General features: G+C 60.5%; 21 protein-coding genes and 1 pseudogene. 15 read left to right on the forward strand and 7 right to left on the reverse strand.

Translation table 11 applies throughout. From position 1 onward, the window contains the following. From ACOAPY_RS07935 to ACOAPY_RS08005, 15 genes and pseudogenes are all read left to right on the forward strand, one after another. Positions 1-2228 (forward strand): annotated as a pseudogene (locus ACOAPY_RS07935) (bifunctional prephenate dehydrogenase/3-phosphoshikimate 1-carboxyvinyltransferase). After that, a complete protein-coding gene (gene cmk, locus ACOAPY_RS07940; RefSeq protein ID WP_465156024.1) occupies positions 2225-2890 on the forward strand; it encodes a (d)CMP kinase in 666 nt (221 codons plus the stop codon). The pseudogene ACOAPY_RS07935 and the gene cmk overlap by 4 nt, the downstream one beginning before the upstream one ends. A gap of 142 nt (positions 2891-3032) precedes the next feature. Further along, the gene (rpsA, locus tag ACOAPY_RS07945) at positions 3033-4718 is read left to right on the forward strand and encodes a 30S ribosomal protein S1 (RefSeq protein ID WP_076426132.1); all 1686 of its coding nucleotides are present in this window, start codon (positions 3033-3035) and stop codon (positions 4716-4718) included. Positions 4719-4943: 225 nt separating this feature from the next. Next, positions 4944-5228 carry an integration host factor subunit beta gene (gene ihfB / locus ACOAPY_RS07950; RefSeq protein ID WP_021702346.1) on the forward strand — a complete coding sequence of 95 codons (285 nt, stop codon included), beginning with the start codon at positions 4944-4946 and terminating at the stop codon, positions 5226-5228. 32 nt (positions 5229-5260) lie between these two features. Beyond that, complete coding sequence (locus ACOAPY_RS07955; RefSeq protein WP_465156025.1) at positions 5261-5545, forward strand: LapA family protein; 285 nt, start codon at positions 5261-5263, stop codon at positions 5543-5545. Positions 5546-5633: 88 nt separating this feature from the next. Continuing rightward, a complete protein-coding gene (locus ACOAPY_RS07960; RefSeq protein WP_465156027.1) occupies positions 5634-6602 on the forward strand; it encodes an NAD-dependent epimerase/dehydratase family protein in 969 nt (322 codons plus the stop codon). Continuing rightward, positions 6596-7603 carry an MraY family glycosyltransferase gene (locus ACOAPY_RS07965; protein WP_465156029.1) on the forward strand — a complete coding sequence of 336 codons (1008 nt, stop codon included), beginning with the start codon at positions 6596-6598 and terminating at the stop codon, positions 7601-7603. Before ACOAPY_RS07960 ends, ACOAPY_RS07965 begins: the two co-directional genes overlap by 7 nt. 45 nt (positions 7604-7648) lie before the next feature. Further along, a complete protein-coding gene (locus ACOAPY_RS07970) occupies positions 7649-9649 on the forward strand; it encodes a polysaccharide biosynthesis protein (RefSeq protein ID WP_465156030.1) in 2001 nt (666 codons plus the stop codon). An 89-nt stretch (positions 9650-9738) separates the two neighbouring features. Then, positions 9739-10059: a ComEA family DNA-binding protein gene (locus ACOAPY_RS07975; protein ID WP_465156031.1), complete on the forward strand. Its 321-nt coding sequence runs from the start codon at positions 9739-9741 to the stop codon at positions 10057-10059. 110 nt (positions 10060-10169) lie between these two features. Continuing rightward, positions 10170-11057, forward strand: a complete 888-nt coding sequence (locus ACOAPY_RS07980) for an NAD(P)-dependent oxidoreductase (protein ID WP_465156032.1) — start codon at positions 10170-10172, stop codon at positions 11055-11057. After that, on the forward strand, positions 11054-11839 hold the full coding sequence (locus ACOAPY_RS07985) for a hydroxypyruvate isomerase family protein (RefSeq protein ID WP_465156034.1): 786 nt from the start codon (positions 11054-11056) through the stop codon (positions 11837-11839). The genes ACOAPY_RS07980 and ACOAPY_RS07985 overlap by 4 nt, the downstream gene beginning before the upstream one ends. 118 nt (positions 11840-11957) lie before the next feature. Beyond that, complete coding sequence (locus ACOAPY_RS07990) at positions 11958-12899, forward strand: glycosyltransferase family 2 protein (protein ID WP_465156036.1); 942 nt, start codon at positions 11958-11960, stop codon at positions 12897-12899. Positions 12900-12949: 50 nt separating this feature from the next. Then, positions 12950-13969, forward strand: a complete 1020-nt coding sequence (locus tag ACOAPY_RS07995; protein WP_465156038.1) for an NAD-dependent epimerase/dehydratase family protein — start codon at positions 12950-12952, stop codon at positions 13967-13969. Between the two features lie 21 nt (positions 13970-13990). Then, a complete protein-coding gene (locus tag ACOAPY_RS08000; protein WP_465156746.1) occupies positions 13991-14926 on the forward strand; it encodes a glycosyltransferase family 2 protein in 936 nt (311 codons plus the stop codon). A gap of 118 nt (positions 14927-15044) precedes the next feature. Further along, positions 15045-15818 (forward strand): TylF/MycF/NovP-related O-methyltransferase, encoded by a 774-nt coding sequence (locus ACOAPY_RS08005; RefSeq protein ID WP_465156039.1) that lies wholly within the window; start codon positions 15045-15047, stop codon positions 15816-15818. Here the strand turns inward: ACOAPY_RS08005 and ACOAPY_RS08010 are convergent. The 7 genes from ACOAPY_RS08010 to ACOAPY_RS08040 form a co-directional block, all read right to left on the reverse strand. Beyond that, entirely contained in the window at positions 15815-16399 is a 585-nt protein-coding gene (locus ACOAPY_RS08010) for a flavin reductase family protein (RefSeq protein WP_465156040.1), read from the reverse strand. The two genes, ACOAPY_RS08005 and ACOAPY_RS08010, sit on opposite strands and share 4 nt — an antisense overlap. A gap of 78 nt (positions 16400-16477) precedes the next feature. Beyond that, positions 16478-17761 (reverse strand): OmpP1/FadL family transporter, encoded by a 1284-nt coding sequence (locus ACOAPY_RS08015; RefSeq protein WP_465156748.1) that lies wholly within the window; start codon positions 17759-17761, stop codon positions 16478-16480. A gap of 27 nt (positions 17762-17788) precedes the next feature. Beyond that, complete coding sequence (locus ACOAPY_RS08020; RefSeq protein WP_465156042.1) at positions 17789-19195, reverse strand: DUF1254 domain-containing protein; 1407 nt, start codon at positions 19193-19195, stop codon at positions 17789-17791. 85 nt (positions 19196-19280) lie between these two features. Beyond that, positions 19281-19958, reverse strand: a complete 678-nt coding sequence (locus tag ACOAPY_RS08025; protein ID WP_465156043.1) for a DUF3313 domain-containing protein — start codon at positions 19956-19958, stop codon at positions 19281-19283. Positions 19959-19982: 24 nt separating this feature from the next. Beyond that, on the reverse strand, positions 19983-20636 hold the full coding sequence (locus tag ACOAPY_RS08030) for a TetR/AcrR family transcriptional regulator (protein ID WP_465156044.1): 654 nt from the start codon (positions 20634-20636) through the stop codon (positions 19983-19985). A 29-nt stretch (positions 20637-20665) separates the two neighbouring features. Beyond that, the gene (locus ACOAPY_RS08035) at positions 20666-21433 is read right to left on the reverse strand and encodes a porin family protein (RefSeq protein ID WP_465156046.1); all 768 of its coding nucleotides are present in this window, start codon (positions 21431-21433) and stop codon (positions 20666-20668) included. 20 nt (positions 21434-21453) lie between these two features. Further along, positions 21454-23244 (reverse strand): sulfatase-like hydrolase/transferase, encoded by a 1791-nt coding sequence (locus tag ACOAPY_RS08040; protein WP_465156047.1) that lies wholly within the window; start codon positions 23242-23244, stop codon positions 21454-21456. Positions 23245-23297 lie beyond the last annotated feature (53 nt).

Consider the following 23297-nt stretch of genomic DNA (forward strand, 5'->3'; position numbering starts at 1 on the left):
ATGCCGCTGCAACACGTGCCGGGCAGACTCGGTCGCCTGGTGGTGGTGGGGCTCGGCCTGATCGGCGGCTCCTTCGCCAAAGGCATGCGCGAGAAGGGGTTGTTCGACGAAGTGGTGGGCGTGGATCTTGATGCCGAGTCGCGCCGTCTGGCCGTGGAGCTAGGCGTGGTCGACCGCTGCGAGACCGAGCTGGCGGCCGCCTGTCAGGGGGCCGCGGTGATCCAGCTGGCGGTGCCTATCCTGGCCATGGAAAAGCTGCTGGGCCAACTGGCCAGGCTGGAGCTGGGCGACGCGGTGCTCACCGACGTCGGCAGCGCCAAGGGTAATGTGGTGCGCGCGGCGCGCCTGGCCTTCGACGGCAAGGTGGCGCGTTTCGTGCCGGGTCATCCGATCGCCGGTTCCGAGCAGAGCGGTGTGGAAGCTTCCAACGCCGAGCTGTTCCGTCGTCACAAGGTGATCCTTACGCCGCAGGCCTCTACGGATGACTCGGCGCTGGCGCTAATCGACGGCTTGTGGCGCGCCCTGGGTGCCGATGTGGAACATATGGAGGTGGAGCACCACGATCAGGTGCTGGCCGCCACCAGCCACCTGCCGCACCTGCTGGCCTTCACCCTGGTTGACTCGCTGGCCAAGCGCAGCGAGAACCTGGAGATCTTCCGTTACGCCGCTGGCGGTTTCCGCGACTTCACGCGGATTGCCGGCAGCGACCCGGTGATGTGGCACGACATCTTCCTCGCCAACCGCGAGGCGGTGTTGCGCACCCTCGACGCATTTCGCGACGACCTCGACGCCCTGCGCGGCGCGGTCGACGCTGGGGACGGGCATCAGTTGCTCGGCGTGTTCACCCGCGCCCGGCATGCCCGCGAGCATTTCAGCAAAATCCTGGCCCGCAGGGCCTATGTGGACGCCATGCACTCGAACGACCTGATCTACCTCGCCAATCCCGGTGGCTCGCTCTCCGGCCGTATCCGCGTACCGGGCGACAAGTCCATCTCGCACCGCTCGATCATGCTCGGCTCGTTGGCCGAAGGCGTGACCCAGGTGGAGGGCTTCCTCGAAGGCGAGGACGCCCTGGCCACCCTGCAGGCCTTTCGCGACATGGGTGTGGTGATCGAGGGGCCGCACCACGGCAAGGTGACCATTCATGGCGTCGGCCTGAATGGCCTCAAACCGCCGCCCGGCCGCTGTACCTGGGCAACTCCGGTACTTCCATGCGCCTGCTCTCCGGCCTGCTGGCCGCACAGCCGTTCGACACCGTGCTGACCGGCGACGCCTCGCTGTCCAAGCGTCCGATGAACCGCGTGGCCAAGCCGCTGCGTGCGATGGGTGCGGTCATCGAAACCGGCCCGGAAGGCCGCCCGCCGCTGACCATTCGTGGTGGCCAGCGCCTGACCGGCATGAGCTACGAAATGCCGATGGCCAGCGCCCAGGTCAAATCCTGTCTGCTGCTGGCTGGGTTGTATGCTGCCGGCGAGACCCGCGTGACCGAACCGGCGCCGACGCGTGACCATACCGAGCGCATGCTGCGCGGCTTTGGCTACCCGGTGGCGGTGGATGGCAACGTTGCCAGCGTCGAATCCGGCCACAAGCTGACCGCTACCCATATCGAAGTACCGGCGGACATCTCTTCGGCCGCCTTCTTCCTGGTCGCCGCCAGCATCGCCGAAGGTTCCGAGCTGGTGTTGGAGCATGTTGGCATCAACCCGACGCGCACTGGCGTGATCGACATCCTCAAGCTGATGGGCGCCGACCTGACCCTGGAAAACCAGCGTGAAGTCGGTGGCGAGCCGGTGGCGGATATCCGCGTGCGTGCGGCCAAGCTCAAGGGCATCGACATCCCCGAGGACCTGGTGCCGCTGGCCATCGACGAGTTCCCGGTGCTGTTCGTCGCTGCGGCCTGCGCCGAGGGGCGCACCGTGTTGCGTGGCGCCGAGGAACTGCGCGTAAAGGAATCCGACCGCATCCAGGTGATGGCCGACGGCCTGATCGCCCTGGGCGTGAAGGCCGAGCCGACCCCGGACGGCATCATCATAGAGGGCGGCCCGATCGGCGGTGGCGAGGTGTGGAGCCATGGCGACCACCGCATCGCCATGTCCTTCAGTGTCGCCTCGCTGCGCGCATCGGCGCCGATCCGCATCCATGACTGCGCCAACGTCGCCACCTCCTTCCCCAACTTCCTCGGCCTGGCCGCCAGTGCTGGCATCCGCGTGGCGGAGGAGGGCCAATGAGCGCCGTAGTCATCACCATTGACGGACCCAGCGGCTCGGGCAAGGGTACCGTCGCTGGCCTGCTGGCTGCCAAGCTGGGCTGGAAGCTGCTGGATTCCGGCGCGCTCTACCGCCTGCTGGCCTTCGCCGCTGGTAATCACGGTATCGACCTGACCAACGAGGAAGCGCTGAAGACGCTGGCCGCTCATCTGGACGTGCAGTTCGTCGACAAGCGCATCATCCTCGAGGGTGAGGAAGTCACCGACGCCATCCGCAACGAGCAGGTCGGCGCCGGTGCTTCCATGGTCGCTTCGTTGCCGGCGGTGCGCGAGGCGTTGCTGCAGCGCCAGCGCGCCTTCCGCGAGGCGCCGGGCCTGGTTGCCGATGGTCGCGACATGGGCACTGTGGTGTTCCCGGACGCGCCGCTGAAGATCTACCTGACCGCCAGCGCCGAGGAGCGCGCCCGCCGGCGTTACCTGCAGTTGAAAGGCAAGGTGGAAGGTGTTAGCCTGCCGAGTCTGCTAGACGAGATTCGTGCGCGCGACGAGCGCGACATGCAGCGCGCGGTGGCTCCGCTGAAGCCGGCAGTAGATGCCGTACAGCTGGACTCCACCGAACTCAGCATCGAGCAGGTAATGGAAAGAATTCTCAGCGAGGTCGCCAGCCGCGATCTCGCCGGGTAAGCCCAGGCCGCACCATCGTGGCCGAAAAGGAGGCATGCGGGAGACCAGTCATAGTCCCGCAAGCCTCTTTCACGTGAACGAACCCACATTGTCTGGAGTGTGGTTTGGGCAGATTCCCTGCCCTTGATCGACAGGAATCAACATGAGCGAAAGCTTTGCAGAACTTTTTGAAGAAAGCCTAAAGACCCTCAATCTTCAGGCTGGCGCGATCATCACCGCGATTGTCGTCGACATCGACTACCAATCTGGCTGGGTCACCGTCCACGCTGGTCTGAAGTCCGAAGGCCTGATCCCGCTTGAGCAGTTCTACAACGATGCTGGCGAACTGGCCATCAACGTTGGTGATGAAGTGCACGTGGCGCTGGACGCGGTTGAAGATGGCTTTGGTGAAACCAAGCTGTCCCGCGAAAAAGCCAAGCGTGCTGAGTGCTGGATCGTTCTGGAAGCAGCTTTCGCCGCTGAAGAAGTGGTCAAGGGCGTTATCAACGGTAAGGTTAAGGGCGGCTTCACCGTCGACGTCAGCGGTATCCGCGCGTTCCTGCCGGGCTCCCTGGTCGACGTCCGTCCGGTGCGTGATACCACTCACCTGGAAGGCAAAGAGCTGGAGTTCAAGGTCATCAAGCTGGACCAGAAGCGCAACAACGTTGTCGTTTCCCGTCGCAGCGTGCTGGAAGCCGAGAACAGCGCCGAGCGCGAAGCTCTGCTGGAATCCCTGCAGGAAGGCCAGCAGGTCAAAGGTATCGTCAAGAACCTCACCGACTACGGTGCGTTCGTTGACCTGGGCGGCGTTGATGGTCTGCTGCACATCACCGACATGGCCTGGAAGCGCATCAAGCATCCGTCCGAGATCGTCAATGTTGGCGACGAGATCGATGTCAAGGTTCTGAAGTACGACCGCGAGCGCAACCGCGTCTCCCTGGGTCTGAAGCAGCTGGGCGAAGATCCGTGGGTCGCCATCAAGGCTCGTTATCCGGAAGGCACCCGTGTTACCGCCAAAGTCACCAACCTGACCGACTACGGCTGCTTCGCCGAGCTGGAAGAGGGCGTTGAAGGTCTGGTGCACGTGTCCGAGATGGATTGGACCAACAAGAACATCCACCCGTCCAAGGTCGTTCAGGTCGGCGACGAAGTGGAAGTTCAGGTTCTGGACATCGACGAAGAGCGTCGTCGTATTTCCCTGGGCATCAAGCAGTGCAAGTCGAACCCGTGGGAAGACTTCTCCGGCCAGTTCAACAAGGGCGACAAGATCTCCGGCACCATCAAGTCGATCACCGATTTCGGTATCTTCATCGGCCTGGACGGCGGCATCGACGGTCTGGTTCACCTGTCCGACATCTCCTGGAACGAAGTGGGCGAAGAAGCCGTACGTCGCTTCAAGAAGGGCGACGAGCTGGAAACCGTCATCCTCTCCGTTGATCCGGAGCGCGAGCGCATCTCCCTGGGCATCAAGCAGCTGGAAGACGATCCGTTCTCCAACTACGCCTCCCTGAACGAGAAAGGCACCATCGTGCGCGGTACCGTCAAGGAAGTCGACGCCAAGGGCGCCGTGATCAGCCTGGGTGGCGACATCGAAGGCATCCTGAAGGCCTCCGAAATCAGCCGCGACCGCGTCGAAGACGCTCGTAACGTGCTGAAGGAAGGCGACGAAGTCGAAGCCAAGATCATCAGCATCGACCGCAAGTCCCGCGTTATCAGCCTGTCCATCAAGTCCAAAGACGTCGAAGACGAGAAGGACGCGATGAAAGAGCTGCGTAACAAGCAGGAAGCCGAAACCACTGGTCCGACCACCATCGGTGATCTGATCCGTGCTCAGATGAACCAGAACTAAGTTCCGGTTTCAGCTGGAAAAAGGGCGACTTAGGTCGCCCTTTTTTGTGCCTGCAATTTCTTCCGGCTGCCTGCGGGCAAGTGTCTGCGAGGCGCTGATGGTTATTTTTTCCATTTCCATATCATTCGTCTTTCTCTACTTGACATCCGGACTATCCAAAGCTTTTCAGGCGTGCTAAAAACACCCTACTAGATGATCTAGCCGCTTGAAAAAGAAGGGAAAACCATGACCAAGTCGGAGTTGATCGAGCGCATTGTCAATCACCAGGGGCTGCTGTCCTCCAAGGACGTCGAGCTGGCGATCAAGACCATGCTGGAACAAATGTCCCAGGCACTGGCAACCGGTGATCGCATCGAGATTCGCGGCTTTGGAAGCTTTTCCCTGCACTATCGCGCGCCACGTGTGGGTCGCAATCCCAAGACCGGGGAATCGGTTCGCCTGGACGGCAAGTTCGTTCCGCATTTCAAGCCGGGCAAGGAACTGCGCGATCGCGTCAATGAAGATGAGTGAGCTGGACCTGTACGGCTCGCAAGGAGCTGAGCATGCTGACCAGCGCTAAACGTGTATTGCTCGCCGGATGTTTGTTGCTTGCCGGCGCCGCTGTCCTGCTATTCATGCTGGAGAATCCCCAACGCATCCATCTGGTCTTCCTCGGTGCTGCCAGCGCGGAGCTGCCGGTCGCGGCCCTGATGATGATCTCCTTCATACTTGGTCTGCTGACCTGTCTGCTGTTTAGTCTCTGGGTGCTGGGCAGGTGGCGCATGCGTGTGGCGCAGCTACGGCGTGAGCTCGTTGTTCTCGCCCGGCAGCCGGGGCAGGAGCGTTGAACTCCTGCACTCTGATTACTAGATAGTTTCCTGACTAAGCCTGCGGTCTGGCCCTTTTCATCGGCGTCGCCGCTTAGAGGTCGTTTTCTTGAGTTCTGTATGTGTGTTGGTCACTGGGGCCAGCGGATTCGTGGGCGCTGCTTTAGTAGAGCGTCTCGCAAGTGAGCCCGATATCCGGGTGCTGGCGGCCGGGCGACGAGTTTTTCCGGTTGTCGCGGGGGGGGAGCACAGGTTGCTGGGGGATCTCGGCGAGGCCTGTTATGCCCCCGTGCAGTTTCAAGATGTTGATGTCGTAGTGCATACAGCGGCGCGTGTGCATGTCATGCGTGATACCAGTCTTGAGCCGCTGGCGGAGTATCGTCGGGTCAACGTAGAGGGTACGTTGGCATTGGCCAGTGCTGCGGCTGCCGCAGGTGTTCGGCGCTTCGTCTTTCTCAGTTCGATCAAGGTGAACGGCGAGGAGAGCAGGGCGGGCATACCGTTCTCGGCAGATGATTTGCCTGCGCCAGGGGATGCTTACGGTATATCCAAGCTTGAGGTCGAGCGTGCACTTCGCTCCCTGGCGGCGGCAACGGGTATGGAGGTCGTGATAGTGCGGCCACCGCTGGTTTATGGTCCCGGAGTCGGGGCCAACTTCCGTAGCCTGATGCGTTGGTTGCAGCGTGGTGTGCCCCTGCCGCTCGGGGGAATCAGTAATAATCGCAGCCTGGTCGCCTTGCCCAATCTGATTGATCTGCTTGTGGCTTGCATTTCTCATCCCGCCGCAGCGAACCAGATTTTCCTCGCTGGGGACGGGGTTGATATGTCTACTTCCGAGCTGCTGCGGCGGCTTGGGATTGCTCTAGGGCGTCCCGCGCGACTGATCTCGCTTCCGGCAGGCTGCATGCGCGTATTGCTCCTGTCTCTGGGCATGCGGCGGATATGGCCGCGACTCTGGGGGAATCTTCAGGTCGATATAGGCAAGACCTGCAGGGTGCTTGACTGGCGGCCACCGGTTCCCGTCGATGTCGCGTTGCGAGAGGTTGCACAGAGCTTCCTGCAGGATGGCTCATGTTGATCGTACTTTTGCTTCTGGCAACGTTCAGCCTAGCCTGGCTGATGACTTGGGGGCTGCGCCGCTATGCGCTGTCTCGCAATGTGCTGGATGTCCCGAACTCGCGCAGCTCGCACCAGGTGCCAACGCCTCGTGGTGGCGGCATGGCAATAGTGGTGTCTTGCAGTCTGGCGCTGGTTGTACTGGCGTTCTCCGGTCTGCTGCCAGCGCCGCTGTTTTATGCGCTATCAGGTGGCGGTGCTTTGGTGGCGCTGGTCGGTTTCGTGGATGATCATCATCCTTTGGCGGCGCGCTGGCGTTTATTGGCGCACTTCCTGGCGGCGGCTTGGGGGGTATTCTGGCTGGGGGGGATGCCAGAGGTGCAGATGCCGGCTATTGGTGAGTTACCCGGTTGGTTGTGGGGGCTGCTGGGGCTGGTCTATCTGGTCTGGTTACTGAATCTTTACAACTTCATGGATGGCATCGATGGGATTGCCGGCGTGGAGGCCATCTGTGTCTGCCTGGGAGGAGCACTGCTGTATGTGATCTTAGGGCGTTACGAGATGGCGCTCTTGCCTGTTCTGCTGGCGTTGGCCAGTGCAGGCTTCCTGTTCTGGAATTTTCCCACGGCTCGTATCTTCATGGGGGATGCTGGCAGCGGTTACCTGGGGCTGCTGCTGGGATTGTTTTCGCTTCAGGCTGCCTGGGTTGCACAGGAGCTGTTCTGGTCCTGGCTGATTCTGCTTGGGGTGTTCATAGTCGATGCTAGCGTCACCCTGCTGCGCCGTCTGCTGCAAGGCGAGCGGGTCTACGAGGCGCACCGCAGTCATGCCTACCAGCATGCTGCCCGTCAGTTGGGGCGGCATTTGCCTGTTACCCTTGCGGTCGTCGTGATAAATCTCTGCTGGTTGCTGCCGCTCTCACTTTGGGCTGCGCGTGGGGGCGATGGTTTCTTTATTCTGCTGTTGGCTTATGCGCCGCTGATCGTGTTGGCGCTTCGCTACCGGGCGGGCCTTGCCGATTAGCTCGGCGGGCTGACATTCGACTGACAATAAGAACAACGGAATCAGATGGATCTTCAGAATTTTCGATCTTGGCTGTTGGGATGGCCCCGCCGCTACAAGCGGCTTGTTCAGGTGGCGGCTGATATTGCCATCACCTGGATGGCACTTTGGTTGGCATTCTGGATTCGTCTGGGCTCCGAAAATCTGGTCAATCCGCTCGGCGACCATCTCTGGTTGTTTGTCTGCGCCCCTCTGATAGCGATCCCCATTTACATTCGCATGGGCCTGTATCGTGCTGTCTTGCGCTATCTGGGCAATGACGCACTGCTGACAATTTTTCGGGCGGTCAGTGTTTCCTCGTTGTTCCTGGCGCTTCTGGTCTACTGGAATCACTGGGCCCCTGCTGCGGTGCCGCGGTCGCTGGTGCTCATTTATTGGTGGGTCAGTCTGCTGATGGTGGGTGGAATGCGCCTGCTGATGCGCCAGTACTTCATGGGCGACTGGTTTCATGTACGTCATGCCATGCCGTTCATGGGGCGTAACGATGGTCTTCCCAAGGTGGCCATCTATGGTGCGGGTACGGCCGGCAACCAGTTGGCTGCCGCTCTGCGCAGCGGCCGGGCCATGCGTCCGGTGGCCTTCATCGATGACGATGCCAGCATCGCTTTTCGCGTCATCGCCGGTCTGAAAGTCTACAAGCCCAAGTACATCCAGCAGATGATCGACGAGACCGGGGCCCAGGAAATCCTCCTCGCCATTCCCTCGGCGAGTCGGGCCAGGCGCAAGGAGATCCTCCAGTATCTTGAAGGTTTCCCGCTGCATATCCGCTCGGTGCCAGACTTCATGGACCTGGCCAGCGGCAAGGTCAGGGTCGAGGATGTTCAGGAAGTGGACATCGCCGATCTGCTCGGGCGCGATGCCGTGCCGCCGCAGATGGAGTTGTTCGAGCGCTGCATTCGTGGCAAGACGGTGCTGGTCACCGGTGCCGGTGGCTCCATAGGCTCCGAGCTGAGCCGGCAGATTCTAGGCAGCCAGCCGAAGACGTTGCTGTTGTTCGATCACAGCGAGTTCAACCTTTACAGCATTCATACGGAGCTCGAAGCGAGGATGCGCCGCGAGTCGCTCCCCGGACGCCTGGTGCCTATCCTGGGTTCCGTGCGCTCCCAGGCTCGCTTGCAGGATGTGATGCGTAGCTGGGGTGTGGATACCGTCTATCATGCCGCGGCGTACAAACATGTGCCGCTCGTGGAGCACAACATCGCCGAAGGTGTCATCAATAACGTGATGGGCACGCTGTATGCCGCGCAAGCCGCGCTGTGCAGTGGTGTGAGTCACTTTGTGTTGATCTCCACGGACAAGGCGGTGCGCCCTACCAACATCATGGGCAGTACCAAGCGTTTGGCGGAGATGATTCTGCAGGCGCTCAGTCGCGAGTCCGCACCGGTGCTGTTCGGCGATGCCACCGGTCTGCATTGGGTCAACAAGACCCGTTTCAGCATGGTGCGTTTCGGTAACGTGCTGGGGTCGTCCGGTTCCGTCATTCCGCTGTTTCGCGAGCAGATTCGCCGGGGTGGTCCTGTAACCGTGACTCACCCGGCGATCACCCGTTACTTCATGACCATTCCCGAGGCGGCACAGCTGGTGATCCAGGCCGGTTCCATGGCGCAGGGCGGCGACGTGTTCGTGCTGGACATGGGGGCGCCGGTGAAGATCCTCGATCTGGCAGAGAAAATGATTCATCTGTCCGGACTCGGGGTGCGTTCCGAGCGCAATCCTCAGGGCGATATCGCCATCGAGTTCACCGGCCTGCGCCCGGGCGAGAAGCTGTACGAGGAGCTGCTGATCGGTGAGGGCGCTCAGCCCACCTCGCATTCCATGATCATGCGGGCCAGCGAGGAGCATCTGTCCTGGGAGGCGTTGCGGGAGGTCCTGCGCGAGCTGCTTTGCGCGGTCGAGCAGGATGACTACGGCCATTTGCGGCAGCTCTTGCGGGGCACTGTCAGTGGTTACAGCCCGGAAGGAGAAATAGTCGACTGGATTCATGTGCAGCAGCGCACGGAATCCTGATGCTGTCGGTTTGACATGGCGCTGCCGCCTCCTACGTTGATAAGGCGCATCTGGAGTTCGTGCGCCTCATTCACGACAAGGAGTCGAACATGCTCAAGAAGAAAATTGCTGTAGTGCTGCTTTCCTGCATGGCCAGCCTGCCTGTTGCCGTTTACGCGGCAGAGTCTGCCAAGGCCCCCGGTGTCGCCGTCGAAGCAACGCAGGCCGAGGTGTCGACGGTCAACATCAATACCGCCGATCTGGATGTTCTGCAGAGTGAACTGGTGGGAGTGGGGAAGGTGAAGGCTCAGGCCATCATCGACCACCGCAATACCAATGGTCCTTTTGCCTCAGTCGATGAGTTGCTCGAGGTCAAAGGTATCGGGGCTGCGATCCTGGAGAAAAATCGCGATCGCATGAGTGTCAACTAGCCATTGCGTTGTCTGCTGGAAGAAAGCCGGTCTCTGACCGGCTTTTTCGTTTCTGCCTCAATCTGCTTTCAGCAGTTACTATGCGTTCGTCATTATTCAGGGAGATGCGCATGCCTGCTTTACCCACAGTCGCTTTCGCTGGCATAGGTCTGATGGGATTGCCCATGTGTCGTCGGCTGATCGCCGCCGGCTACTCGCTGCGGGTATGGAATCGCTCGCTGGACAAGTGCCGGGCGCTGGAGGAAATGGGTGCCCTGGTGGTGTCGGTGCCGGCTCAGTTGGCTGAAGGCGCGGATATCGTGATGCTCTGTCTGGCTGATACGGCGGCTGTGCATGAAGTGGTGTTCGGCCCGTCTGGCGTGGCCTCGACTGCCAAGCCTGGGCAGCTGCTGCTGGATTTTTCCAGTGTGGAGCCGGCCGCGACTCGCGAGATGGCGGCCGAGCTGGAGCGGCTCAGCGGCATGCGTTGGGTGGATGCTCCCGTTTCCGGCGGTGTGCCCGGGGCCGAGGCGGGGACGTTGGCCATCATGGCCGGCGGGCGTGGTGAGGATGTCGACTTCCTGCGCCCCTTGCTCGCTCATCTAGGGCAGCGCGTGACGCACATGGGGGCGGTGGGGGCCGGGCAGGTCACCAAGGTCTGCAATCAGATGATCGTGGCCTGCAATGCACTGGTCATCGCCGAGGTAGTGGGTTTGGCCGAGCGTTCCGGTGTCGATGCGCGCCTGCTTGCACAAGCTCTGGCAGGTGGCTTCGCTGACTCGCGCCCGCTGCAGATACTGGCGCCGCAGATGGCCGAGAGCCGGTTCGAGCCCGTGAAGTGGCATGTCCGCACGCTGCTCAAGGATCTGGATACCGCGGCGAAACTTGCGCGAGAGGAGGGTGGGGCCGTGCCCATGAGTGGTCTGGCTGCGCAGCTGATGCGCCTGCATGGCAGCATGGGGAACCTCGAGAATGACCCCGCGACCCTGGTCCGTCTCTACCGCGGAGAGCAGGCATGAGAATTGCTGCCAATCTGTCGTTGCTGTTCACCGAGCATCCCCTGCTCGAGCGGGTTGCCGCGGCGGCGTCTGCCGGATTCGATGGGGTAGAGGTACAGTTCCCCTACCAGGCACCTGCCGCAGCGTTAAAAGAGGCACTGGATGGTGCCTCCATGCCTCTGGTGCTGATCAACCTGCCGGCGGGTGATCTCATGAGTGGCGGTGCGGGGCTGGCCTCCGTTCCTTCTCGTCAGGAGCAGTTCGATGTCGCGCTGCAGCAGGCATTGGACTATGCCGCTGTTGTCCGTCCGCTGTGCGTCAATGTGCTACCCGGTCGGCTGGCCGATGGAGTTCCCAGAGACGAGGCGCTGGATGTGCTGGTGGGCAATCTGCGCAAGGCCGCCGAAGCATTTCAGGCGCTGGGTGTCCGGGTGCTGTTCGAGGCGATCAACCCTCTGGATATGCCGGGTTTTCTGATCAACACCCCGGAGCACTTGGGCGATGTGCTGCAGCGAGTGGCTCATACCAACTGCAGTGCCCAGCTTGATTTCTACCATATGGCTCGTCAGGGGATTAGCCTGACGTCTGCCGTTGATTTGCTGAAGGGGTGCATTGGCCATGTTCAGTTCGCCGATTGCCCTGGTCGAGGCGCCCCGGGAACAGGGACGCTCGATATAATCACGGCTATTCGATTGTTGGCCGAGTGCCAGCAGGATATCTGGTTGGGGGCCGAATACATGCCGCAGGGGCAGACGGAGGACAGCCTGGGATGGCTGTGGGATTGGCGAGGCAGGTTGGGTTGAGTACTGGCGGATGCCGGTTGGGTTCGACTTTTTGTTGATTTGGTTGAGGTTTTTACTTGTTATTGCCCTCTGATTATTTGCTGTTCCGCTTGAGTGTCCTCACTTTAGAGTGTGGTGTATGAGGGAGTCGGTTGCGGTTTTATTGGCTGCTTATAATGGCTCGAAATTTATTAAGCCGCAGATTCTGTCGATTTTATCCTCAAGCTTGGAAACCCCTATTTCTATCACCATAGGTCTTGATCCGAGTACGGATAACACCCATGAGGTTATTGGTTCTATTGGCAGTGATGCCATATTCATGGTCTGTCATGAGAGCCCCTCTGGAGGTGCGAAGTATAACTTCGCCAGACTTGTTGAGCATGCTCTGCTATTGCCCGATAGATACTATGCTTTTTCAGATCAGGACGATGTTTGGGATTCCGACCGGCTGGCGGTAGGGGTTAAGCTTTTGAAAGAGCATGAAAGCAGGCTTGGTGACAAGGTGCCTTTACTGGTCTTCTCCGATTCACGGGTGGTCGACGAGGATCTGGAAGTTATAAGCACTTCTTTCATGGACGCCGAGAAGCTGGACCCGTTCGCTTTAGAGTCTTTCAATAGATTGATTATTCAGAATGTTGGCCAGGGATGCACCTTCCTGTTCAATCGAGCCTTGCTTGAGTTGGCTGCCCCCATCCCAGGCTCTGCGCGAATGCATGATCACTGGTTAATGCTGGTCGCCAGTGCATTTGGCAAGATCATCTACGTAGACAGACCGCTGCTCTCCTACAGGCAGCACTCCAACAATGTAGTGGGGGCAGCCGGTTATGGCCTTTTCAGGGCCTTAGCGCGAGCTTGCAACGGCGGGCAAGCGATCAGGGATAGCTTGTCATTCAGCCGGCAGCAGGCTGAGGCATTTGTTCTGCGCTATGGGCCAATGCTAGATCGGGATCGATATGAGTTCCTAATTCGTTTCGTTCAGCTTCCACAACTTAGTTTCTGGGCGCGTCGGTATTTTATTTATAAGTATGGCGTGAAGATGAGTGGTGCGCTCAGAAGGATAGGGTTGTATTTATATATTTGAATGCTGAGTGATTTGACATTCTCGATTATTTTTTGCGGAAGTTATGAGATATGGCATGTGCAGTTATCTTCGGCGGTACCGGATTCATCGGTTCTTTTTTTGCGGACTTTCTGATTGCTCAGGGTATCGTTGATAAGGTTTATCTGGTGGATCTTGAATCGCCTGCGGACAAGGCTAGTGCCTACAGGCGCTTGCTTATTGGTGGTCGTAAGGATATCCACTATTTGCCGGGCGATGTTCGTAAATCGATAAATTTGCCGATTACGGATACTGTGGCGCTGATCGCAAACTTTGCGGCCGTACACCGTGAGCCGGGGCACGAAGACTTTGAATACTATGAGACCAATTTGCTGGGCGCGGAAAATGTGTGTGCCTGGGCGGAGTTGGTCAAGTGCAATCGTCTGATCTTCACTAGTTCCATCTCGCCCTATGGTCTTGGAGAAATTGAAAAGGATGAGCGCACACTGCCCGTGCCGGTAACTGCTTACGGGGGGTCAAAGCTGGCGGCGGAGAAGATTCATCAAGCCTGGCAGGCGCGAGATTACAAAGAACGCCGCCTGGTAATTGCACGGCCTGGGGTGGTTTTTGGCCCGGGGGAAGGCGGTAATGTATCCCGCTTGGTCAAAGCAGTACTGCATCGCTACTTCTTCTATATGGGAAATCGTAATACCCGTAAGGCAGGCGTATATGTCAAAGAGCTCTGCAATGCCATGTGGTGGGTGTTGCAGCAGCAAGGGAAAAACGGCGAGCATGTCAGTCTATTCAATATGTCGATGAATCCGGGGCCGTCGATCAAGGATTATGTCGATGTAGTGTGCAGGGTTGCCGGTATAAAGCGAATGGTTCCGGCGGTTCCTTATTCTCTGTTGTTGATTGTTGCCTATGTTATTGACGTGATAGCAAAACCGTTAGGTATCAGTCACCCATTTAGCCCGGTTCGCATTCGTAAGTTGGTTCGGTCAAATAATATTCTTCCGGGCTATTTGCTTGAGCGTGGATATACTTATTTGTTTACTTTGGAAGATGCTTTTCTCGATTGGAAGAATAGCTGTCCCGAAGAATGGCGCTGACTGTGGAGTTGCATATTGGATATCTCTCAGGGTTTTGAGTTCAGCGTTGCATGTGTTGTACCCACGTATAATGGTCGGAGTGACCTGGCGAGATTGTTGAGTTCGCTGGAGAAGCAGCATACGGCGTTTGACTTATTTATTGTCGATTCGAGTTCTACAGATGGCACTGGCGAGCTGGCGTGCTCTCAGGCGCGCCGTGTCGTGACGATTCCTGCCATTCAATTCAATCATGGCGGCACGCGGCAGATGATGGTCAACGCGAATCCCAGCTATGACATCTATATATTTCTGACGCAGGATGCTTATCTGGACGATCCCGACGCCATTGCGCATCTATTGCGTCCTTTTGTTGATGAGCAGGTTGGCGCGGTGTGCGGGCGGCAACTTGCTCACCTGGATGCGTCGCCTATCGCGGAGCATGCTCGGCTTTTCAACTATCCAGCGACGAGCATGGTGAAATCCATGGCCGATGTTCCTGCGTTGGGCATTAAGACCGCCTTCATGTCTAATTCATTCGCGGCGTATCGAAGGGATGCGCTGCAGGCTGTAGGGGGGTTCCCAGCGCATGTGATCTTTGCCGAGGATATGTACGTGGCGGCCAAGATGCTGCTTGAAGGGTGGAGGATTGCCTACGCTGGTGATGCCGCTTGCCGCCACTCACACAATTACAATCTACGAGAGGAATTCAGTCGTTACTTCGACATGGGGGTTTTCCACGCTCGTGAGCCTTGGATCCGTGAGCGTTTCGGAGGGGCTGGCGGTGAGGGGGTGCGCTACGTCATCTCCGAACTGAAGTTTATTGGTTTGTCTCGTGCCTATCTTTGGCCTTCCGTTATTATGCGTAATTTCTGTAAGTTGCTGGCTTATAAGCTGGGGCAAAAGGAAAAAAGTATCCCACGTGTAATCAAACGAAAACTTGGAATGTATAAGCGCTATTGGGATAGTCCTTACGCCTAGCTGGTCGGCTCCGCTTATATCGCCGTTGTGACTGTGGCTACTGCAGTCAGTTAGGGGCGTGTTTTTGGTGCTGATGTGGCGTGCATTGGAGTTCTGACAGTCTGCCTTGGAGTAGCGAATGGCAATCGATTGGCTGGCGCGGATGCGCTTCATGTTCAACAAAGCGACGGCTCGCGTAGACAGCCGACTCAATCTCGACGATATCGAGCGCTACTGGAACTACCCGCGAGCCGGTGATCCCTTTCTCGAGGCTTATCAGGAGTCCCGGCGTCTGACGGGGTCCACCGATGACCTGGCCAAGCAGATGCGTTTCCACACGCTGATGCAGGCAGTCGAGCGCCTGGCAAGTGGGCGGGTTGTGGGCGATGTGGCGGAGTGCGGTTGCTGGCGCGGGCACTCCAGCCACATGATTGCCCGCGCGCTGTCGGCCTCCGAGTGGGCGGGACGGTTCCTGATCTTTGACAGCTTCGAGGGTGGGCTTTCCGACAAAGGCGTGCAGGATCGCGCGCAGCAGGGTGATACCGACCCTGACGAAACGCTCCGGCAAAAGCAGCTGTTCGCGTCCGACCCGCAGGCGGTGGCCGCAGTGCTCCGTCCTTTCGACTTCGTCGACCTGCACAAGGGTTGGATTCCCGAGGTTTTCGCCGAGGTTGAAGGGCTCGAGGCGCGGCGCTTCGCCCTCGTGCACCTGGATGTGGACCTGTATGCCCCAACCCTGGCATCGCTGCGCTTCTTTGCCCCGCGGATGAGCAGGGGAGGCATCATCGTTGTCGACGACTATGCCTCCAGCCATTTCCCGGGCGCCACGTCTGCTGTCGACGAGTTTATCGTCGAGCACCCGCCTGAGTTGGCTCTGGCCGGGCAGACCGGCGGAATGATCCTGTTGTTCTAGCGCTCCGGGGCTGCAGCCGTCAGCGCCTCACCAATGGCATAGAAGTGCCCGCCGGCCACATGGTGCAGGCTGCGCCAGGCCGGGTCGGCGGTCTCGAAATGCCAGCGCCCGTCGCGGAACACCCGATCATCCGCCCACGCGCCCACCACCTGGCCGATAAACAGGTCGTAGGCAGCCTGATTATGCGGTTCGGCGATCAGCTCGCAGGCCAGCCAGGCTGAACAGCCATGGACGAATGGCAGGTCGTGGCCGGGCAGGTCAAACAGCTCGACGCCAGCCTTGGCCAGCTTGTCAGAATCATCCTTGAGGCTGTGGTTACCGACCTGTTCGGTCAGCTGCAGCTGGGCGACAGTCGGTACCTGGATAACGAAGCGGCCGCTGCTCTCCAGCAATTCGCGAGTCCGCGTGGCCTTGTCCAGCACCACGGTGAGTTTGGGCGGATCGAAGTCCAGGGCGCAGCACCAGGCCGCCGCCATCACGTTGTCGACGCCGGCATGACGCGCCGAGACCAGCACGGTCGGGCCGTGGTTGAGCAGGCGGTAGGCTTTGGCCAGGTCGACGGGGACGAGATGCGGGTTCATAACAGCTCCACGGACTGAGGTGCCCGGATGCTGGCTTGTTCCAGACATCAAGGCAACCTCTGTGCAAGCTTGGCGGAGTCAGTAGCGCCAGGTGGCACTGGCGCTGAGCGCCTGGATCCAGGCGTCCTCGAATTCGCCTGAAGTGCGCTTGGGATCGCGCACCGGTAGCGACTTCTGCTGGTCGATCGGCATATCGCCCATCCACACCAGCTCATAGCTGAGGTTGAGGTCGGTGCGTTCATCCAGGGCGTACGTGAGGCCTGTCCCCAGGCGCCAGGTTTCACCCAGGGGCGTGGACAAGGTGCGATCTTCGTCATCCACTGGTGAACTGTCGTAAGCCACGCCCAGACTCCACAGCCAGCGTGGATCGAAACGATACTGCGTACCCAGCGAGGCATGCCAGGTGTCGCGGTAGTTGGCATCCTGAGTGATCGAGCGAGGCGTCGCGCTGTCGAGGTCGATGCCGACCTCGCCGAAGCGCGACCAGTCCTGCCAGTTCAGGCTGGTCAGCAGCGCCCACTGGGCATCGAGCTGGTGGTACAGACTTAAGGTCAGCGTCTGCGGGACGTGCATGTCGATGCGCGTGGATGCATCCAGTACGCCGCGGTTGCGCAACACGGTTGCCGCGATGGGCCCCAGGTTCTGCAGGTCGAGATCGTCGTCGAATTGCACATCGATCTCGCTGGTGTAGCTCACCCCCAGGCGAGTGCCGGGACGCGGCTCGTAGAGCACGCCGAGGTGGGCCCCGTAGCCCCAGTCGTTGTCCTGGTAATGCAGGCGGCCGTCGTCGCCTTGCCGGACGCCGAAGGGGTCGTTGTCCACCGCCACTTGGGTATCGAACATCGCATAGAAGGCGCGCAGACCAAGGCCCACGGCCCATTGCTCGTCGAGCCGGTAGGCCAGCGAGGGCATTAGTGTCATGCCGGTGAGTGAGCCGTTCTGCAGGAAGTAGCGGCCGCTCCAGGCGTTCTCGTAGTTGATGTCCAGACCGAAATCACCATAGGCGGCGAAGCCTGCGGACCAGCCATCTTCCAGCGCCTGGGTGACGAACAGGCTGCCGCCGGGGGCCCAGTCCATGGCGTTACCGCTGTCTCCGCCGCCGATATTGGTATTGCCATCGGTCTCGAAGCGCAGATTGCCATGCAGCACCTGGGCGCCGGCGGTGATCTGTGTACCCGGCAGCCAGGCCATGCCGGCGACGTTGCTGGCCAGGGTAGCCGGCCCCTGGGCGCGGGCAGCGGCGCCCGCGTTGGCCAGGCCGACATTGTCGGTACCCACCTCATAGAGGATCAGGCCGCCGGCCTGCGCAGTTAGCGGGGCCAAGGCCAGGCTGGCGAGCAGTATTGCGGTGCGGTGAATCATCGGGGGCATGGCAGGCTTCCTGGTCACTTACAGGGCTTTGACGATAGCCGGCGGCTGCCAGCTGCCACTGCCTGCTGGCAGGATCGACGGTGCCTCGATGCGCGGCCAGTACAGGCGCATCACCAGATAGATAGGGCCGTTCGGGGCAGGCAGCCAGTTGGCTTCCTTGTCTGCTCCGGGCGAATCCTTCTGGATGTACAGGGTCAGCGAGCCGTCGGCGTTTTTCTGCATGTCCGGCAACATCGGCGAATTGATCAGGTAGCGGTTGATCGGGTTCTTGATCAGTAGCTGGGTGTTGCCGTCGTAAAGGGTCACCGACCAGAACGAGTTGACCGGCGGCAGCTGGCCCGCCGGGAAGGTCAGGGTGTAGTTGTGCTGGCTGCCGTCCAGAGGTTCACCGTTGGCCAGGGTACGGGTCATTGGATACACCGCCTCGACCGCATCGTTGCCGAAGATGCCGGCCGATGCCGCCGCCGCGCGCAGCAGCCAGTTGCCGTTATAGAAAGCACGGTCACCGAAGGCCGAGCCGACCCGCCAGCCGTTGATATCCTTGAGCGCCGTTTGCAGGAAGTCCTTGATCTTCGCTTCGCCCTGCTGCATGCCTTTGATCACTGCGGCCTGGGTTTCCGGCGTTGGGGTCTTGAGCGCCTCCATGAGGGTGTTCAGTTTGGCGCGGGCCTCCCGCTCCTCCGGACCGGGTGGAGCAAATTGCAGGGCGAACTCCAGGTATTCCCAGAAGCGGGTCTTGGCCAGCTCCTTGTCGATTTTCGGGAAATCCGGCAGCGGCTTGGCCGCTGGCGCTGGCTGTTTCAGATAGGTGGACAGCGGGCGCACCTGGTAGCCGGCCTGGATGGCCTCGACGTTGGGCATGTCGGCCGGGTTGAACAGCTGGGTGCGATAGGCCACCGCCGAGAATTGGGTGGAAGAGTGGAATACCTGCTTGATGCCCGGTGGGGTTTGTCCCTGCCAGTCCGGGCCGACCACCAGGTAGTCGCCGGCTTCCGAGCCGGTGGCACGTTGGCCGATGTAGCCATAGTTGAAGGTATTGCCGTCGCACAGCATGACCGAGTAGTAGCGCTCCTTGGGTACCGCCGGTACCGAGAGCACCATGGGCTCGTTGCGCAGGTCCAGCCAGAGCAGTGAGTAAGGGGTATCGCTGTTGGGCGTGACGATAGCCGTGTCTTCATAGGTGAAGACACGGTGCTCGTTCTTGATCACGTTGAACGGCGCTTTGTACTGCGGCGAACTTTTATCGACGCTGTATTCGTACATCACCGCATAGTTCATCACGATGGGCAGACCGTAGAGAAAGCTTTCTTCGGCCAGCGCGGTGATCTGCGCGGGTGATACTGCTTCTGCACTGGCGGTTTGCAGCGCAGTGGTCGCGGTGACTGCCAGTGACAGCCCCACCGCCTGGATAAGCCGATTACTCATGAAACCTGATCTCCTTGTCGGGTGACATTGGTTAAGGCACGACGCCGTGCCGAGCCTAACGCAGCTGCACGCACGGCGTCTGGACTTACTGTGCGGCGTGCGGGTTGAACTGGATGGCGTCGCGGGTCAATTGGTCGATCACCGGGCGCATGTCGGCGGTAGTGATCTTCTGCTGGTCATCGCTGAGGGTCTTGCCAAAGCCCTTGCGCACCAGGCGCATGACCGGCTTGCCACTGCGGAACTCGACCAGCTCGCCTTCCAGGTAAAGCTCGGTGTTCTGGTCGCGCTCACCGGCGGCGGTCACCGCACCGGCCAGTACCAGGGCGATCGGCAGGATTTCGTATGGGCGCAGGCCCTGGGTCTCGGCGGCGACACCGGTGATGGCTCCCCGGAACAGCAGGGTGCGCGGACCTGCGGCCTGGGCGCTGACGACAGGCAGGCGCTGGGCGATAGCGCCGCCGACTTGCTGGTTGGCCTGGCTCAGCAACGCGTCGAGGGTGGCCTGGTCGATACGGTCGGTCGGCTTGGGTTGCGGGTAGTAGCTCAGCGGTTGCACCACCACGCTGTCGTATTGGCTGACGTCGAAGCCGGGCGCGACCCAGCGTTGTACGGTGGCGCCGGAGGGGCTTTTCACTTTCTCCAGGCCCTCGTAGCTGCTGAGGAAACCAGAGTACTGGCTCTGACTGACAGTCTTGGTGGTGCAGCCGGTCAGGGCCATGGTCAGGGCAATGGCGGCGGGGAGGAGCACTTTGGAGCGAGTCATGCGATTGGCTTCCGTGAGGTGGATTTAAAGACCGATGAACAGGGAGTTTTCGTCGGGGTGGGGATCGCCGAAGTCGATGGCCGCAATACTCGCAGCGTCCGTATCGCTCATGCCGAGCGAACGCAGGATGGCAGTGACCAACGAGCGTAGGTAAGTGTGATCGAGCGGATGTTGCAGCAGCGTGGCGAAGGTGCAGAGCACGGGGCCGAGGATCAGATCGACTGCCATCGGTGTCTGCTCGATGCCAAACAGCCCCGCCTGCTGCGCCATGTTTACATCGCGGGTGATTGCTTCGATGGCGCTGCCACCGGCGAACACGGCCTGGGCGCCCCCCTTGGCGAGGAAGGCGGCGATCAGTGGATAGCGGCACGCCAGCTTGATGCACAGGGTGACGCCACACGCCACGCGAACAGCCGGGTTGTCGTGCTGCAGGACTTTGGGGTCGACTGCCTCGATCAGGTTGTTGCTCAGCTCGGCAGCCACCGACATGAACAACTCGCGCTCGGAGCGGAAGTGGTTATAGAAGGTGCCGCGTGACAGAACGGCGTGCTTGATCACCCGTTCAATGACCGGCTCGTCGACACCATGCTCCGCGTACAGCTGAAAGGCTGTCTGCAGCAGCTTGTGTCGCGTGCGCAGGCGCCTCTCGGCCCCCACCTTGGTGCGGTGATCAGTCACGTTTGTCCCGTCGCATGTGGCTTGCCCTGTCAGAAGTGATAACTCATGCCAAGATACGGCCCTTCGTTTTCCATGTCATAGACAAAGTCGCCCTTGTCGTAATCAACCTTCATGTAGCGTACGCCGAAGTCGGCCGTGAAGCGCTCACTGAGCGCATAGGAAAGGCCCAGTTGCGCCTGGGTCGTGAGGTCCGAGCCCATGCCGAAGCCACCGACGTCGGCGCTGGCAACCAGCGCCAGTTGCCCGGTCACAGGCAGGCTTCCCCGCACACCGACGAAGGGCTCGGTCCAGTCGACGGTCTGATCGTGGTCCAGTTCGGCCGTGGCACTGAACACTCGGGCATCCAGGTCGAGATTCTCGCGGATACGGGTGTAGCGCACACCGACGAAGGCATCGGAGGTGGCCGCCTGATCCAGCCATCGGTAGGCGAGGGCGCTGGAGAGCATGGTCTGGCGTACGGTCATGTCGGCGTCGGCACGGGCCGCTCCACGCTGGCCGGCCACGCTGACCGAGTCAGAGGTCTTCATGTACATGCTGTCGAGCAGAATGCCCCAGCGGCCATGCTGGAACTCCATGGCGCCCATGAAGCCGGCATCCAGGGTGTGCAGGATGTCGGAGAAGCTCATGTCGAGCTGAGCTTCTGGAAGGTCTTTGATCTGTGTGCTGCCGTGCATGCGGGTGGCCCACAGGTAGGGGGTGACCTTCACCTCCCAGCCTTCATCGGCCTGGGCCTGCGAAGCAAACAAAGTGGTGATGGCCAGACTGGTGCCCAGAGCCAGGGTGTTTAGTGCTTTCATCAAAAATGCTCGCTCAGCCATCACAGGTCGATGCTCGAAACGGCCCAGTCGATACCCTGGAAGTCGGGCATCTCGCGGCCATCATCGGCGCCCATTTCCCGGGCGATGGCGGTGTTCAGTTGTTGGTTCAGGCGCATCAGCAGCGCATCGTCGGCCTGGGCAGCCAGGTTGAGCTTTTCCAGCGGGTCGGCGTGCAGGTCGAACAGTTCCAGATCGTTCCAGCGCTTGAGGGCCTCCAGGCTGGTCGGGGTGTTGCGCTCGATCGGCGAGAAGTAGCGGGTGAACTTGTGGCGGCCGTCATAGATGCTGCGCAGGCTGCCGCGCTTCTTCAGGTTCGGCCGATAGCCAGCCTCCTGCACGGCCACTTTCGGCGGCACGCCACGGGCGCGGCCCTCCGAGATCACGCGGGTCAGCTCACTGTCGTTGGTGGCGATACCGCTGTAGGTGAAGAGGATCTGTTCGCGCACCGTGTGCAGCTCGCTGGCCGCCAGATTGTTCAGTGCCGGTGCAATGTCCCGCCCAGGCAGCTCGCGGCCAGCCGCCTCGGCAGCCTGCGTGGGGCTGGCGCCGCAGAAGGACAGCAGCGACGGCACCAGGTCGATGTGGCTGGTCAGTGAGACGCACTGGCCGCCGCCCTGCACATCCGGGTGGCGGATGATCAGCGGTACGTGGATCGACTCTTCGTAGGCGAACGGGCCTTTGCCGCGCAGGCCGTGGGCGCCGCCCATTTCGCCGTGGTCGGCGGTGAACACCACGATGGTGTTGTCCTCCAGGCCGAGCTGCGCCAACTCGTCCAGCAGGCGGTTGACCTGGCCGTCCACCGACAACAGCGAGTTGTAATAGAAGTCGTTGAAGCGCTGCCAGCGTGCATCCTCGTTGGGAATGCGGCCGAGGGTGTAGCTCCAGGCCCGGTCGAACTCGTAGTGAGCCTTGGGCCGGTCCGCGCTGGTCAGGCTCTGGTAGCGGGTGGCCGGCAGCGGCAGTGGCCAGCGCTTGTCGTACATCGGGTGCCTCGGTGCGCGCGAGGACTGCATCATCAGCTTGCCGTTGTCCTGCACCTGCTCACTGCCGACATCGGTGTTGAAGTACATGATGTCGTGCGGGTTCACCAGGCTGACAAACAGCGACCAGGGCTTGCCCTCTTCGCTGAGCCGGCTGCCGGTACCGCGCAGCCAGGAAATCGCGCTGCCGGCGATCATGTGGTCGTTCTTGTAGCCGCCTAGAGTGTGGGCCAGTACATCACCCGGCCAGACGAAGTCGGAGAAGCCGTAGGCGTCCATTTCCTGAGTGAACAGGCGCTCGGGAGTCTCGGTGTCGAAGGCGCGATTGAGGTGCCACTTACCCTTGTAGGCGGTGTAGTAGCCCTGCTTGCGCAGCATGTGGCCAATGGTCGGTGTGTTGGTGGACAGTGGCTTTACATAAGGCATGTCGACGTTCTCGAACATGCCGTTGTCGCTGGTCTGCAGGCCGGTCAGCAGCACCGCGCGCGAACTGGTGCACATCACCGCCGGGCAGTAATGGTTGGTGAAGGTGGTGCCGCTGGCCATCAGGCGCTGGTGCGCAGTCAGGCCCAGATCGTTGTGCAGGGTTCGGGAGAAGCGTTCCTGATCGGTAAAGATGAACAGCACGTTGGGCTTGCCGCTCCGCTTGCCCATGGGTGTGGTGGGTTTCTTCGCCGCTGGAGCCGTTGTGCTGGCACTGGCTCCAGCTGGCAACACGGAGGCTGCCAGCGTGACCCCGGCCATGCCCAGGAAACTACGACGGGAAACACCTTCCAAAGGGTTCTTTACCTGCGAACTTTCATCACTCACGAGCCGCGCTCCTGCCAGTGCACATGGGGTCTTTTAGAAATGAACTTAATGTC

Origin of the sequence: Pseudomonas stagnisoli (genome assembly GCF_048595745.1) — a bacterium.
Taxonomy (GTDB): Bacteria; Pseudomonadota; Gammaproteobacteria; order Pseudomonadales; family Pseudomonadaceae; genus Aquipseudomonas; species Aquipseudomonas alcaligenes_A.

Bases quoted from the DNA above. Each gene is read 5' to 3' on its own strand.
- cmk (WP_465156024.1), top strand. From the start codon at position 2,225: ATGAGCGCCGTAGTCATCACCATTGACGGACCCAGCGGCTCGGGCAAG.
- rpsA (WP_076426132.1), top strand. From the start codon at position 3,033: ATGAGCGAAAGCTTTGCAGAACTTTTTGAAGAAAGCCTAAAGACCCTC.
- ihfB (WP_021702346.1), top strand. From the start codon at position 4,944: ATGACCAAGTCGGAGTTGATCGAGCGCATTGTCAATCACCAGGGGCTG.
- ACOAPY_RS07955 (WP_465156025.1), top strand. From the start codon at position 5,261: ATGCTGACCAGCGCTAAACGTGTATTGCTCGCCGGATGTTTGTTGCTT.
- ACOAPY_RS07965 (WP_465156029.1), top strand. From the start codon at position 6,596: ATGTTGATCGTACTTTTGCTTCTGGCAACGTTCAGCCTAGCCTGGCTG.
- ACOAPY_RS07970 (WP_465156030.1), top strand. From the start codon at position 7,649: ATGGATCTTCAGAATTTTCGATCTTGGCTGTTGGGATGGCCCCGCCGC.
- ACOAPY_RS07975 (WP_465156031.1), top strand. From the start codon at position 9,739: ATGCTCAAGAAGAAAATTGCTGTAGTGCTGCTTTCCTGCATGGCCAGC.
- ACOAPY_RS07980 (WP_465156032.1), top strand. From the start codon at position 10,170: ATGCCTGCTTTACCCACAGTCGCTTTCGCTGGCATAGGTCTGATGGGA.
- ACOAPY_RS07985 (WP_465156034.1), top strand. From the start codon at position 11,054: ATGAGAATTGCTGCCAATCTGTCGTTGCTGTTCACCGAGCATCCCCTG.
- ACOAPY_RS07990 (WP_465156036.1), top strand. From the start codon at position 11,958: ATGAGGGAGTCGGTTGCGGTTTTATTGGCTGCTTATAATGGCTCGAAA.
- ACOAPY_RS07995 (WP_465156038.1), top strand. From the start codon at position 12,950: ATGGCATGTGCAGTTATCTTCGGCGGTACCGGATTCATCGGTTCTTTT.
- ACOAPY_RS08005 (WP_465156039.1), top strand. From the start codon at position 15,045: ATGGCAATCGATTGGCTGGCGCGGATGCGCTTCATGTTCAACAAAGCG.
- ACOAPY_RS08010 (WP_465156040.1), bottom strand. From the start codon at position 16,399: ATGAACCCGCATCTCGTCCCCGTCGACCTGGCCAAAGCCTACCGCCTG.
- ACOAPY_RS08015 (WP_465156748.1), bottom strand. From the start codon at position 17,761: ATGATTCACCGCACCGCAATACTGCTCGCCAGCCTGGCCTTGGCCCCG.
- ACOAPY_RS08020 (WP_465156042.1), bottom strand. From the start codon at position 19,195: ATGAGTAATCGGCTTATCCAGGCGGTGGGGCTGTCACTGGCAGTCACC.
- ACOAPY_RS08025 (WP_465156043.1), bottom strand. From the start codon at position 19,958: ATGACTCGCTCCAAAGTGCTCCTCCCCGCCGCCATTGCCCTGACCATG.
- ACOAPY_RS08035 (WP_465156046.1), bottom strand. From the start codon at position 21,433: ATGAAAGCACTAAACACCCTGGCTCTGGGCACCAGTCTGGCCATCACC.